Genomic DNA, 13,075 nt, shown 5'->3' with positions numbered 1-13,075 from the left:
GCTCAGCGCTGGCAGTTCGGGCACCAGAAGGTGACGCGTTCGCGGGTCGGATCGGCTCCCTGCGCGCCGCGTCTGATGCGGGTGCCGCAACGGCGGCAGGGGCGATCCGCCCGCCCGTACACCCAGGTCGTCTGACCGGGCCTGTTCACTCCGGTGAAGGTGCGGTCCGGGCGGTCGCGGTTGGCGCGGATCGTGCGTGCGCCGAGGGCGATGAGGGCGGCCGTGTCGACCTCGGCAGCCGGTGTCGTCGGCAGGATGCCGCGCAGGAACAGCAGCTCGGCGGCGTATTCGTTGCCGAACCCGGCGACGTTGCGCTGATCGAGGAGGGCGACATGGATGCTGCGGGCGTCGCGGCCCACGCGGGCGGCTGCTTCCGCGGCGTCCCAGTCGTCGGAGAGCGGGTCGGGGCCGAGATGTCCCACGAGCTCGTCCTCGTCGCGCGTGCGCACGAGCTCGATGTCGGCGATGTCGACGCCGACGGCTTCGCGCTCGGCGGTGCCGACGATCGCGCGAGCCTTGAAGGCCGGATGCCGCCACCTCTCGCCGGGACGGTAGATGAACCAGGCGCCGTCCATGCGCAGATGCGAATGCAGCGTGTACTCGCCGATGCGCAGCAGGAGGTGCTTGCCGTGTGGGACGCAGCCGTGGATCGTCTCGCCCGTGAGGTCGGCGGTCGCTGCCCGCGGCACGCGGAGGTCGAAACGGGTGACCTCCTGCCCCCCGAGCGCGTCATCGAGACGCCGAGCGGTGCGGAAGACGGTGTCGCCCTCAGGCACGCGGACTCGCTGGGGGCGGAGGTGGTGCGGGCGGGGTCGCATTCGGCTGCGTTGCTGCTGGGATGACGGCCGTTCGCGCCCCCTGGCCGGGGGCTTCGGCGCTGGCGTCTGCCGGAGGAGTCGCAGATGGTTTGGTGCGCCGCTCCTTGGCCACCTCTTGCGCCCCCTGACCGCCGTAGGCAGCGCGTCGACGCAGATCGTGTGCGAGCAGCGTCGAGCCCGCGACCGCGGCGGGCATCGTGACGATCGCACCGAACGGTACGAGGAAGCACAGTTGCGTCGCTACGCCGAAGCCGATCACACGGGCTCGGCCCGTGCGCAGCATCCCGGATCGCGAGTGCCCCGTCACGCCGCGCGCGTCGAACGCGCGGCCGGTGAGCTCGCGGGCGAGCAGGCGGCCGTTGAGGATGACGCCGATGATGGATGCCGTGACCCCGCCGACCACCGGGATGAACCCGATCATGAGGGTGAGCAGGGCGACGAGGACTCCCATCGTGATGAGCCGGATGCCCTCGCCGACGGTCGACCAGAAGCCGGACTCGCCGGTCGGGTCCTCGCCGAGTGAGCGCTCGACGCCCTTCCAGATCCGCTGGTAGAACGGGTCGCCGATCGTGAGAGTGAGGGCGGTGAAGACCGCGGCCGACAGCGCGAGAGCCGCGACGACGATCACCGCGCCGAGCCCGAACCGCAGGATGCCCTGCCAAGGCGCCGTCCACCCGTCGGCGAACGGCGTCATCCAGTCGGTGATGTCGCCGAGCCAGATCAGCAGCGGAACGATCGCGGCGAGCAGGACCGCCCAGGCGATGAACGCGGGGATGAGACCGAGGGCGAGGAGCCTCGTGTGCGACTTCCACATGCGGAACCCGCGCAGCAGTGTGCCGACGCCGGCGGCGAACTCGCGCATCATGAGTCCAGCGTAGGCGTGTCGATGCCGGTCATCGCCCCGCCTACAGCACCTTGCGCAGGGTGAAGCCGCGCGGGGTCGCGACGAATCCGGCCTCCTGCAGAGCCGTCGCGAACGGGGTGCCGTAGATCGGCTCGCCGTTGATCTTCTCGACGGTGAGGGTGTCCAGGCGCCGGGCGCGTGCGGTGGCGACGAGATCGGATGCCGCAGCACGTAGCGCCTCCGGGTCGTCATCGAACGCGAGCACTGTGCGGCCGCCGCGTTCGAGGTAGAGCACAAGCGCGCCGTCGACGAGGACGACGAGTCCACCGGCCTTGCGCCCGGGGCGATGCGACACGCCCTCGCACCGCGGCCACGCGAGCGCCGCGCCGTACGGGTTCGCCGGGTCCGTCGCCGCGAGGGTGATCGCGCGCAGCGGTGCGGGGTCGGGCAGGTTCGCGAAGGTGCGCAGACGGTCGACCGTCGTGGATGCCGCGAACTGCGCGGCGCCCAGCTTTTCGATGACGTAGCCGCGGCGGCAGTGGCCGGCCTCCTCGAAGCCGGCGAGGATGCGGTACGCCTGCGCGAAGCCGCCCGGCGTCCCCTCGGACTGCACAGCGCCGCGAGTGACCACGCCGTAGCGGTCGAGGAGGAGCCCTGCCGAGACGGTCGCCCGGCGGCTCGCAGCGGCGCCGCTGTCTGCCCGGTCGGTCATCAGCAGCGACCACCGCCCGCCCGTCGCGGTCGGTCGCGGGGGCGCGGTCGACCCACCGCTGAACGATACGCTCCCCAGCGAAACCCCGCGGAACGTTCGCGTGCGCGGTGCCCGCCGCACGGACTTGTGCGCCTGCGATCCGCCGGCGAGCAGGGTGCGCACCGGCGCGAAGGTGTCGTTGGTCACCCGTCCCGCCCATGTCAGGTTCCACAGCGCCTCGAGCACGGACTGCTCGTTCTCCGCCCCTGCCATCTCCTTGAGCTGCGAGGCGAAGTACGCGCCGCCATGGCCGAGTGCCTCCAGCAGGGCGCGCTCCAGGTCGCCGCTCCCGCCGGACGCAGAGTCGTCTGGGGCCTCCGGGATCGGCAGGGTGAACGGGGCGAGATCGGCGGGATGCAGCGACACCCAGCCGTCGCGCCCCGGCAGCGTGCCGTGCCCGGCCCACACGACTTCGCCGCTGGAGGTCAGTTCATCGAGCATCGCGGGGGAGTAGTCCCGGATCCGCGACGGCAGCATGAGAGACTCCCACGCGCTTGCCGGAATCGGCACTCCGGCGAGCTGCTCGACCACGGCAAGCACGCCGTCGACACCCTCGAGCGGACGCGACAGATGCTGCCAGTCGGGCAGGAATCGGGCGTACGCCTCGGGGGCGACGGGCTCGACGCTGCCGCGGATCGCTGCGAGCGAGCGCATCCGGAGGCGTCGCAGCACCTCGGTGTCGCACCACTCGTTCTCCGTCGCACTGCCTGCGGCATCGGGCAGGAAGTAACCGCTCGTGATGCGCCCGGCCTGCTCGAGCCGCTGCAGCGTGTGCCGTGCAACGGCGGCTCCGAGACCGAAACGCGTGGCGACGGCATCCGTCGTGAACGGGCCGTGCGTACGCGCGTGACGCGAGACGAGGTCGCCGAGCGGGTCGGCGACGGGTTCGAGGAACGCGACGGGGATGCCGGTGGGCAGGGCCGCGCCGAGCGCATCGCGCAGGCGCCCCGCGTCTTCGATCGCGGCGACACGGGATGCGCCGGCGATCGTGACGGGGATCGCGCGGCGGGCGGAGATCAGGGCGTCGAGGTAGGCGGACGCCGTCGCTTCGTGCTCATCCTCCGGCTCGAGGCGCGCGGCGACCTCGGCAGCATCGAGTGGACCGAGCGTGCGGAGCAGATCGGCGACGCCCTCGAGTCCGCGGGCACGACGCGACGGATCGAGCCGCTGCGCCTCGCGCTCGAACTGCGCGATGACCTCGGGATCGAGCAGCTCGCGCATCTCGACGGTGCCGAGCAACTCGCCCAGCAGTGCCGGGTCCACCGACAGCGCGGCGGCCCGGCGCTCGGCGAGTGGCGAGTCGCCCTCGTACATGAAGGCACCGACGTACCCGAAGAGAAGATCGCGCGCGTATGGCGAGGGCTGCGCGGGTTCGGTCTCGACCAGCCGCACGCGGCGCTCGGCGATCGCGGTGGTGAGCCTGCGCAGCGACGGCAGATCGTAGACGTCCTGCAGCACCTCGCGCAGGGTCTCCAGGATCACCGGGAACGTCGGATGCCGCCGGGCGACCTCGAGCAGCTGCGCCGACCGCTGCCGCTGCTGCCACAGGGGCGTGCGCTTGTTCGGATTCATCCGCGGCATGAGCAGCGCTCGCGCGGCGCACTCGCGGAACCGTGAGGCGAACAGCGCCGACCCGCCGACCTCGTCCGTGACGATCTGCTCCAGCTCGTCGGCGTCGAATACGAACAGCTCGGCGCCGGGCGGCTCGGCGTCGGCATCCGGAATCCGGACGATGATGCCGTCGTCGCTCGCGACAGCCGAACCGTCGACACCCAGGCGCTCGCGGACGCGGGCGTTGATGGCCAGCGCCCATGGCGCGTGCACCTTCATGCCGTACGGGGAATGCAGGATGACCCGCCAGTCGCCGACCTCGTCGCGTCCGCGCTCGACGGTCAGGTTCCGGTCGGTCGGCAGCGTGCCGGTGGCTTCGCGCTGCTCCTTCAGATGCGCCAGCAGATTCCCGCGGGCCTGCTCGTCGAGGCCGGCGTCGATCAGACGCTGCGCGGCCTTCTCTGCAGGCGCGGCATCCACTTCGCGCGAGAACGCGCCGAGCGCCTCACCGAGCTCGTACGGGCGGCCGATCCCGTCGCCGTGCCAGAACGGCACCTTTCCCGGCTGCCCGTACGCGGGCAGCACGTTAACACGATCGTGCGTGATCTCGGCGATCCGCCAACTCGTCGTGCCGAGGGTGAAGACGTCGCCGACGCGCGATTCGTAGACCATCTCCTCGTCGAGCTCGCCGACCCGGCGGCCGGCGCCCTCGCCCGCGACGAAGACGCCGAACAGCCCGCGGTCGGGGATCGTGCCGCCGCTCGTCACCGCGATCCGCTGCGCGCCGGGGCGGCCGGTGAGGGTGCCGGCATCCCGGTCCCACACGAGGCGCGGGCGCAGCTCGGCGAACTCGTCGGACGGGAACCGGCCCGCCAGCAGGTCGAGGGTCGCCTCGAACGCGGAGCGCGGAAGCGACTGGAACGGCGCAGACCGCCGAACCGTCTCGAACCACTCCTCGACGCTGATGGCGCCCTGCGCGCACGCAGCGACGGTCTGCTGCGCGAGGATGTCGAGCGGATTGCGCGGCACGGCGATCGCCTCGATCTTGCCTGCCAGCATCCGCTCGGTGACGATCGCGGTGTGCAGCACGTCGCCACGGTGCTTCGGGAACAGCGCGGCGCGGCTCACCTCGCCGACCTGGTGGCCGGCGCGTCCGACGCGCTGCAGACCGGATGCCGCAGACGGTGGAGCCTCGACCTGGATCACGAGATCGACAGCGCCCATGTCGATGCCGAGCTCGAGGCTGCTGGTCGCGACGACGCAGCGCAGGACGCCGGACTTGAGCTCTTCTTCGACGAGGGCCCGCTGCTCCTTCGAGACCGAGCCGTGGTGCGCCTTGGCGAGTACGGGATCGGCGCCGGCCGTGGAACCGGCCTGGGCCATCATGGCGGCCGGAGGCGCCGATGCGTCGGGGAGCGGAACCCCGATGCGTTCGGAGTAGATCTCGTTCAAGCGGCCGGTGAGCCGCTCGGCGAGGCGGCGGGAGTTCGAGAACACGATCGTGGATTTGTTCTCGAGGATGCGGTCGACGATCGCCTCTTCGACATGCGGCCAGACCGATCCGGTGACTTCGGTGTACTCGGCCGCGTCGTCGTCTGTCGGCGGTGCACCCGGGGGCGGAGGCGGATTCGTCATGTCGTCCATGGGAACGGACACCGACAGCTCGAACGTCTTCGAGGCCTTCGGCGCCACGATCTCGACCGGCGCCGACCCGCCCAGGAATCGGGCGACCTCGTCGATGGGACGGACGGTCGCCGACAGCCCGATGCGCTGAGCCGGGGCATCCGCCCCTGCTGCCCGCCGCAGTGCGTCGAGGCGCTCCAGGCTCACGGCGAGATGCGCGCCGCGCTTCGTGGCGGCGACCGCGTGCACCTCGTCGATGATCACGGTGTGCACGCCGCGCAGGGTGTCACCCGCCCGGCTCGTGAGCATCAGATACAGCGACTCGGGCGTCGTGATGAGGATGTCCGGCGGATTCGCGACGAGCTTGCGCCGGTCGCTCGAGGTCGTATCTCCCGAGCGGACTCCGACGGTGACGCCGGGGGCGTGGATGCCGAGGCGGCGGGCCGACTGGCCGATGCCGACCAGCGGCGACCGGAGGTTGCGCTCGACGTCGACGCCGAGCGCCTTCAAGGGCGAGATGTAGAGGATGCGGGTGCCTGTGCTGTCCGCGGCATCCGCCTTCTCGCGGAACACGCTGTCGATCGCCCACAGGAACGCCGACAGGGTCTTGCCAGAACCGGTCGGCGCGACGACGAGGGCGTGCTTACCGGCAGAGATCGCCTCCCACGCGCCGGCCTGCGCGTTCGTGGGCGCGGCGAACGCACCCCGGAACCAGTCTTGTGTGGCCGGGGTGAAGCGATCGAGAACGCGGTGCGCTGAGCCTGTCGAAGAGTCACCCACACGTCCATCTTCGTGCAGGCATCCGACATGCGCTCTCGACAATGTCCGTGCAGGGGTGGATGGTGGTGTCATGGCTGACCACACGACGAACTACAGCGGCACGTTCATCGAGGTATCCGAGGACTGTCCGATCGACCACGGAGCCGAACCGCCGATCGCCGAGAACCTGTCGATCGCGGCGCTGCACTACCGGCTCATCTCCGAGAAGCCCTATGGCCGCACGTCCGACGACGTCATCTTCGAGACGCATGCCCTGCGCAAGGGCATCGATCCGAACGACCAAGACGCCAGAGCGGAGTTCTTCTCGAAGGGCCAGCCGTGCCTGCGGTCCTCACCGCTCGGCAAGAGGTACGGCTGGGGCACGCATCACGACGCGGAGGGACGCGTCGCCCTGGTGCCGCGGGATTCCGAGGAGTACGCGGCGCTCGCCGCCGACCCCGCTCTCGCGCACACCAGGGCGATGCGCAGCAGCCGCGCTAAATAGTCGGCGCCACGACCTCGGTCAGGTTGCCGTCGGCGTCGAGCTCGAGGATGAGATCGAGGTCGAGCCGGGCGAGGAACCCGTCGTCGTGGCTCACGACGAGCACCGCGCCACGGTAGGCGCGCAGCGCTTCGACGACCTGGTCGACCGTGTCGAGGTCGAGGTTGTTCGTCGGCTCGTCCAGGACGACGAGGTGCGGAGCGGGATCGGCGAGGAGCAGCGCCGCCAGAGCCGTGCGGAAGCGCTCGCCGCCCGACAGCGTGCCCACCGGCCGGTCGGTCGCATCACCGCGGATGAGGAACCGGGCGAGCCGGTTGCGCAGCTCCTTCTCGGGGATGTCCGGCGCAGCCAGAGCCACGTTCTCGATCACCGATCGCGACTCGTCGAGCCCGTCGACGCGCTGCGGCAGGTAGCCGATGCGGTCGGTGTGCGCTGTCACCTCGACAGAGGTTGCCGCCGTTTCTCCTGCACAACTCCGGAGAAACTCCGGATCTGTCGAGTCTGAGGCCGAATCGACACTGATCTGCGAAGAAGCTCCGGAGTTGTGCAGGGCGCCGCCCGCCACCAGCCGCTGCAGCAGCGTCGTCTTGCCGACGCCGTTGCCGCCGATGAGCGCGACGCGCTCCGGTCCCTGAATGACCCAGGATCTCTCGGCGTCGCAGATCGTCGCGATGCGGCGGCTGCGCGACACCTCGGGTTCGGGGAGCTCGATCTTCATCGAAGCGTCGCCGCGCACCCGCCGCCCTGCCGCATCGAGCGCGTCGCGCGCGATGCTCTCCTTCTCGGCGACCTCGGTGCGCAGCCTCCCAGCCGACACCTGCGCGGCCATCTTCCGCCCGTTGGCGATGATCTTGGGCACGCGCTTCTCGACGTGGGCCTTGTTCGCGACCCTGGCGCGTCCGGCGAGCTTCGTCTCGGCCTCGATGCGCTGCCGCTTCTCCTTCTTGAAGGCTTGCTTCGCGTCGCGTTCGGCCTGCACAGCGGCGCCCTGCTCGGCATCCAGCCAGGCCCGCCATTCCGAATACGGTCCGCCGAACACCGTCAGTGTGTGCGCGTACAGTTCGGCGGTGGCATCCATCAGCTCGAGAAGCGCCACGTCGTGACTGACGACGATGAGCGTGCCCTTCCAGGCGCGCACCATCGCCGCGAGCTTCGTCCTGGCATCCCGGTCGAGATTGTTCGTCGGCTCGTCGAGCAGCGTGATCGACGCACCGCGCAGCCGGATGCCGGCGATCGCGACGAGCACCGCCTCACCGCCGGACAGCTCTCCGATCCGGCGATCGAGGAACGTCGGATCGAGCCCTGCTTCGGCTAGAGCTGCCTGTGCGCGAGCCTCGATGTCCCAGTCGTCGCCGACGGCGTCGAAGTGCTCGGGGTCCACGTCGCCGCCCGCGATGGCGCGGACGGCGTCGAGCGCCTCAGCGATGCCGAGCAGGTCGGCCACCCGCCGATCTGTGTCGAGCGTGAGTCGCTGCGGCAGGTAGGCGACCTCGCCCGAGGTCGTCAGCGACCCCGACGTCGGCGCGAGGTCGCCGGCGATCAGGCGCAGCAACGTGGACTTGCCGGAGCCGTTGCGGCCCACGAGTCCTGTGCGCCCGGCGCCGAACGAACCGTCCACGCCGGCGAGGGCCGTGGATCCGTCCGGCCAGGTGAAGGTGAGTCGGTCGAGGGTGACCGAGGAGTGAGGGGTCGATGCCTGCATGCGTGTCTCCGTGTTGTGCGGGTGCACTGACACCGGTCGCCCATCGACGCCGAGAGACGGCGGAGGCGGAACCGCAGGGGAAGGAGTCGTGTCAGCGCGCGGAAAGATGGGCGCGGGAGCGACGACTCAGATCAATGAACTTCCAAACACGGCTGACAGGACTCGTCGATGCTACCCGGGCGTGTCGCATCGTGCAACACCCGGGCGTGTCGGATCTCCGCCGTGAGGCGGATGCCGTCGCCGACGCATCGCCGTACCGTGGAGACATGGGCGACGAGCAGATGAGCGGTCACGAGGTCCGTCAGCGGATGAGCTGGGGGATCGGAATCGCTCTCGGCATGGGCGTCGGCGTGGCGATGGGCTCCGCGCTGGACAACATGGGCGCCGGGATCGCGATCGGCGTCGCCATCGGGATCGTGTTCGCCGTCGCGTTCGGCGCAGCCGGGAGCCGGCGGCGTGCCGCGGATGACGGCGGGGATGCCGACGCGGAGGAGCCGGACGACGATCAGACCGGCGACGACGAGCCCGACTCAGCTCGCTGAGTCGTCCCGCCACTTCTCGAGGAACACCCGCACGTCGGCGAGCTCTTCCTCCGAGACGCTGTGCGTGAGGCCGGGGTAGACGCGGCCGGTGAGATCGGCGTGATCCGGGAGCCACTGCGACGTGTGGTCGATGAGCGGCTGCGGGATGACGTCGTCGTGGGTGCCGCGACCCCAGAAGACATGCGGCCTCGTCGTTTGGATTTCTTCGTCACCCGGGAGGTCGCCCGGTGTCGCGTACCCGCTGAGCGCGACGATCGCACCGAAGCGCCCAGCATCCAGCCTCATCGCCTGCAGAGACACCGCGGCGCCCTGCGAGAAGCCGAGAAGTGCGATCTTCGGGGCCTCGGCGGCGTGCTCGTCGAGCCAGCGCAGCAGCGCCTCGGCCGCGGCCGTGGTTGCGGCAGGACTCCGACCCTCGAGGCCCTCGATGGGATACCAGGACCGGCCCGACATCGGAAACGGCGGTGTGAGGGGCGCTGCGACCGAAGCGACCGCGATCCCCTCGGGGAGGAACGGGCGCAGCGCGAACAGATCGTTCTCATCCGAGCCGTAGCCGTGCAGGAGCACGAGAAGGGGCAGGCCGTCGCGGTCCGCGGGCGCCCAGCGCGTGGCATCCGCATCGATCGTCAGGGAGTCGCTCACGCGTCCATCCTGCCAGCGCAGACCGACACTGGTAGAAATGGAGCATGGCGGTGCGCACACCAGATCCAGACCCCGACGGCGAGGGCGACGACCTCTCGCAGTTCAGCGAGCCGCCGGCCGGTGCGGGCAACCCCGCCTGGCTGAGCGAGTTCGAGCTCGCCGAGGCGCGGCGTCGCCTGCCGATGCTGTACGTCGAGGCGATCCCCGTGCGGACCGACGGTACCGGGCAGGTCACCGAACTCGGCATCCTGCTGCGATCGACCCCGCTGGGGGAGATGACGCGCACGATCGTGTCGGGGCGGGTGCGGTTCGGCGAGACCGTCCGCGACGCGCTCTTCCGCCACATCGAGAACGACCTCGGGCCGATGGCGTTCCCGCTCCTGCCGCCGCAGCCGGTGCCGTTCACGGTCGCCGAGTACTTCCCGATCCCGGGGGTGAGCGCGTTCCACGATGATCGGCAGCACGCGGTCTCGCTTGCATATGTCGTGCCGGTGACGGGGACGTGCGAACCGCGTCAGGATGCACTCGAGGTCACCTGGTTCTCGCCGGAGGAGGCGGCGTCCGACGCGCTCTCCGACGAGATGGAGGGCGGCCGCGGCACCCTCATCCGCAACGCCCTCGCGAGCCTCGGCCTGCTGCGCTGACGCCCGCGGATCTCCCGCTCGCGCTTACGCCTCCCGCGCTCGTCGATCCCCGCTTATTTCATCGAGACGGGGTTTGCAGCACGAGACGGATGCTGGTGGCACCGGTTTCATGCTGCAAACCCCGTCTCATGATCAAAGGGCGGCCGTCGCTCCTAGGCGCCGGTCGTCAGCCGCCCCAGCGCCTCGATGAAGGCGTCGACGTCGGACTCCTGCGTGTCGAAGCTGCACATCCAGCGGACCTCGCGGCGGGCGGCATCCCAGTCGTAGAACCGGAAGACCTCGCGCAGCCGGTCGGCGACCCCGGCCGGAAGCGTCGCGAAGACGCCGTTGACCTGGGTCGGCTGGGTGAACTCGACGCCGCGGATCGTGCCGGCGGCGAGACCCGCCTCGATCCCGGCGCGCAGGCGCTGAGCCATCGCGTTCGAGTGCGAAGCGTTGCGCTTCCAGAGGTCGCCCTCGAGCAGGGCGATCAGCTGCGCCGACACGAAACGCATCTTCGACGCGAGCTGCATCGAATACTTCCGGCTGTAGATGAGCCCGTCGGATGCCTCGGGGTTCAGCACGACGATCGCTTCGCCGAGCATGGCTCCGTTCTTCGTGCCGCCGAAGCTGAGCACGTCGACGCCGACGTCGCGCGTGAAGGCCGCGAACGGCAGGTCGAGGGCGGCGGCGGCGTTCGAGATGCGCGAGCCGTCCATGTGCAGCTTCATACCGCGCTGGTGCGCGTGCTCGGCGAGGGCACGGATCTCGTCCGGTGTGTAGAGCGTGCCGAGCTCGGTGGACTGCGTGATCGAGACGACCAGCGGCTGTGCGCGGTGCTCGTCGCCCCAGCCCCACGCCTCGCGGTCGACGAGCTCGGGGGTGAGCTTGCCGTTCTCGGTCGGGACGGTGAGCAGCTTCATGCCGCCCATGCGCTCGGGGGCGCCGCCCTCGTCGACGTTGATGTGCGCGGTGGATGCCGCGATCACCGCGCCCCAGCGCGGGAGCATCGACTGCAGGCCGACGACGTTCGCGCCGGTGCCGTTGAAGACGGGGAACGCCTGGATGCCGTCGCCGAAGTGGCTGCGGAAGACCTGCTGCAGCCGCTCGGTGTACTGGTCCTCGCCGTAGGCGATCTGGTGGCCGTCGTTCGCCGCGGCGATGGCCGCGAGGACCTCGGGGTGGATGCCGGAGTAGTTGTCCGACGCGAAGCCCCGGATCGCGGGGTCATGCAGTGTACTCACCGGACAAGCCTACTTGCGAAGTTTCGGGGGAACCCCTGTCCAATGTCGGTCCCCCGAATTAGTGTTCTCGGCATGGAACGCACAGCCGCGAGGCGAGCATTCACAGGCGTCCTCGTCAACACGTTGATCGCGAACGTGACGACGAGCTTCCTATGGTTCGCGCTCACGTTCTGGGTGTACATCGAGACCAGATCTGTGCTCGCCACGGGCATCATCGGCGGTGCGTACATGCTCTTCGTCGCCGTCTTCGCGATGGTGTTCGGAACAGTCGTCGACAGGCACCGCAAGCACGCCGTGATGCTGCTGTCGAGCATCGTCTGCGCCGTCGCGTTCGGCGTCGCAGGGGTTCTCTTCGTTTTCTTCACGGAAGAGCAGATCCTCGATCTCGGCGCCCCGTGGTTCTGGGTGTTCGCCGCGGTCATCCTGTTCGGCGGCGTGATCGAGCAGCTTCGCAACATCGCGCTGTCGACCACCGTGACGCTGCTCATCGAAGAGGACAAGCGCGCCAACGCCAACGGCCTGGTCGGCACGGTGCAGGGCATCGCGTTCCTCGTGACGAGCGTTTTCTCGGGGCTGTCGATCGGCTTCCTCGGCATGGGATGGACGCTGGTGATCGCGATCGTCTTCATGGCTGTGACGTTCGTGCATCTGCTGTTCGTCCGCATCCCCGAGGAGGAGCCGCAACCCGACCCGAACTCGTCCGGCGCGCTCGACTTCCGCGGCAGCGTGCAGGCGATCCGGATGGCGCCGGGGTTGTTCGCCCTCATCATCTTCTCGACGTTCAACAACCTCATCGGCGGCGTCTACATGGCGCTGATGGACCCCTACGGTCTGACGCTGTTCAACGCGCAGCTCTGGGGCATCGCGCTGGCCTTCGGCTCGACGGGCTTCCTCATCGGCGGGGCGCTGGTGGCCAAGTTCGGGCTCGGCAAGCGGCCGGTGCGCACCATGCTGCTCGTCGTGATCGCGATGGGCCTGCTCGGGGCGGTCTTCATGCTGCGGGAGTGGTGGCCGCTGTACGTGGTGGGGATCTGGATCTACATGATGCTCGTGCCGCCGGTCGAGGCGGCTGAGCAGACGGTGATCCAGAAGGTCGTGCCGTTCCGGCGGCAGGGGCGCGTGTTCGGCACGGCTGCGGCGATGGAGGCCAGTGCCGCCCCGATCACGGCGTTCCTCATCGCCCCGATCGCCGAGTTCCTCATCATCCCGTTCATGGACAGCCCTGCCGGTCAGCGCCAGTGGGGCTGGCTGCTGGGCGAGGGTGAGGCGCGCGGGATCGCCCTGGTGTGCCTGTTCGCCGGGCTGATCATGGTGGTCGCCGCAGGGCTCGCGTTCTTCACGCGCTCGTACCGCAAGCTCACGCTGCTGTACGAGCAGGCTCCGGAGCAGGAGATCCCCGACGGGTCGGGGGCGGATGCCCCACCCGTCGTTCCCGGCATCCCGCCGGGGCGCCGCGACTGAAGCCGGGCACGGA

The 13,075-nt window shown here is 70.0% G+C and carries 10 protein-coding genes; 4 read left to right on the top strand and 6 right to left on the bottom strand.

Annotation, left to right across the window (positions count from 1 at the left end):
- Positions 1–2: 2 nt before the first annotated feature.
- From KEC56_RS00500 to KEC56_RS00490, 3 genes are read right to left on the bottom strand one after another with little or no spacing between them, the layout of a single operon-like run.
- Positions 3–776: a DNA-formamidopyrimidine glycosylase family protein gene (locus KEC56_RS00500; protein ID WP_227529376.1), complete on the bottom strand. Its 774-nt coding sequence runs from the start codon at positions 774–776 to the stop codon at positions 3–5.
- Positions 769–1,683: an EI24 domain-containing protein gene (locus KEC56_RS00495; protein ID WP_227529375.1), complete on the bottom strand. Its 915-nt coding sequence runs from the start codon at positions 1,681–1,683 to the stop codon at positions 769–771. Before KEC56_RS00495 ends, KEC56_RS00500 begins: the two co-directional genes overlap by 8 nt.
- Positions 1,684–1,723: 40 nt before the next feature.
- A complete protein-coding gene (locus KEC56_RS00490) occupies positions 1,724–6,439 on the bottom strand; it encodes an ATP-dependent helicase (protein WP_372456217.1) in 4,716 nt (1,571 codons plus the stop codon).
- Here KEC56_RS00490 and KEC56_RS00485 point away from each other — a divergent pair.
- Positions 6,438–6,851, top strand: a complete 414-nt coding sequence (locus KEC56_RS00485; protein WP_227529373.1) for a DUF6157 family protein — start codon at positions 6,438–6,440, stop codon at positions 6,849–6,851. The two genes, KEC56_RS00490 and KEC56_RS00485, sit on opposite strands and share 2 nt — an antisense overlap.
- Here KEC56_RS00485 and KEC56_RS00480 read toward each other — a convergent pair.
- The gene (locus KEC56_RS00480) at positions 6,844–8,550 is read right to left on the bottom strand and encodes an ABC-F family ATP-binding cassette domain-containing protein (protein WP_227529372.1); all 1,707 of its coding nucleotides are present in this window, start codon (positions 8,548–8,550) and stop codon (positions 6,844–6,846) included. The genes KEC56_RS00485 and KEC56_RS00480 overlap by 8 nt on opposite strands.
- A gap of 206 nt (positions 8,551–8,756) precedes the next feature.
- Here KEC56_RS00480 and KEC56_RS00475 point away from each other — a divergent pair, with 206 nt between their 5' ends.
- Complete coding sequence (locus KEC56_RS00475) at positions 8,757–9,092, top strand: glycine zipper domain-containing protein (RefSeq protein ID WP_227529371.1); 336 nt, start codon at positions 8,757–8,759, stop codon at positions 9,090–9,092.
- Here the strand turns inward: KEC56_RS00475 and KEC56_RS00470 are convergent.
- Positions 9,081–9,734 carry an alpha/beta hydrolase gene (locus tag KEC56_RS00470; protein ID WP_175985142.1) on the bottom strand — a complete coding sequence of 218 codons (654 nt, stop codon included), beginning with the start codon at positions 9,732–9,734 and terminating at the stop codon, positions 9,081–9,083. The two genes, KEC56_RS00475 and KEC56_RS00470, sit on opposite strands and share 12 nt — an antisense overlap.
- A 44-nt stretch (positions 9,735–9,778) precedes the next feature.
- Here KEC56_RS00470 and KEC56_RS00465 point away from each other — a divergent pair, with 44 nt between their 5' ends.
- The gene (locus tag KEC56_RS00465; RefSeq protein ID WP_175985144.1) at positions 9,779–10,378 is read left to right on the top strand and encodes an NUDIX hydrolase family protein; all 600 of its coding nucleotides are present in this window, start codon (positions 9,779–9,781) and stop codon (positions 10,376–10,378) included.
- 152 nt (positions 10,379–10,530) lie between these two features.
- On the opposite strand, the gene KEC56_RS00460 is transcribed toward KEC56_RS00465, so the two are convergent.
- Positions 10,531–11,601 carry a threonine aldolase family protein gene (locus KEC56_RS00460; protein WP_227529370.1) on the bottom strand — a complete coding sequence of 357 codons (1,071 nt, stop codon included), beginning with the start codon at positions 11,599–11,601 and terminating at the stop codon, positions 10,531–10,533.
- 72 nt (positions 11,602–11,673) lie between these two features.
- Here KEC56_RS00460 and KEC56_RS00455 point away from each other — a divergent pair, with 72 nt between their 5' ends.
- Positions 11,674–13,062 (top strand): MFS transporter, encoded by a 1,389-nt coding sequence (locus KEC56_RS00455; protein ID WP_227529369.1) that lies wholly within the window; start codon positions 11,674–11,676, stop codon positions 13,060–13,062.
- The last annotated feature ends 13 nt before the right edge of the window (positions 13,063–13,075 follow it).

This window comes from Microbacterium tenebrionis, assembly GCF_020682665.1.
Taxonomy (GTDB): domain Bacteria; phylum Actinomycetota; class Actinomycetes; order Actinomycetales; family Microbacteriaceae; genus Microbacterium; species Microbacterium tenebrionis.
The sequence above is the reverse complement of the archived record's forward strand: the minus strand, read 5'-3'. Positions and strand labels throughout refer to the sequence as shown.

Bases quoted from the DNA above. Each gene is read 5' to 3' on its own strand.
- KEC56_RS00465 (WP_175985144.1), top strand. From the start codon at position 9,779: ATGGCGGTGCGCACACCAGATCCAGACCCCGACGGCGAGGGCGACGAC.
- KEC56_RS00480 (WP_227529372.1), bottom strand. From the start codon at position 8,550: ATGCAGGCATCGACCCCTCACTCCTCGGTCACCCTCGACCGACTCACC.
- KEC56_RS00455 (WP_227529369.1), top strand. From the start codon at position 11,674: ATGGAACGCACAGCCGCGAGGCGAGCATTCACAGGCGTCCTCGTCAAC.
- KEC56_RS00495 (WP_227529375.1), bottom strand. From the start codon at position 1,683: ATGATGCGCGAGTTCGCCGCCGGCGTCGGCACACTGCTGCGCGGGTTC.
- KEC56_RS00485 (WP_227529373.1), top strand. From the start codon at position 6,438: ATGGCTGACCACACGACGAACTACAGCGGCACGTTCATCGAGGTATCC.
- KEC56_RS00490 (WP_372456217.1), bottom strand. From the start codon at position 6,439: ATGACACCACCATCCACCCCTGCACGGACATTGTCGAGAGCGCATGTC.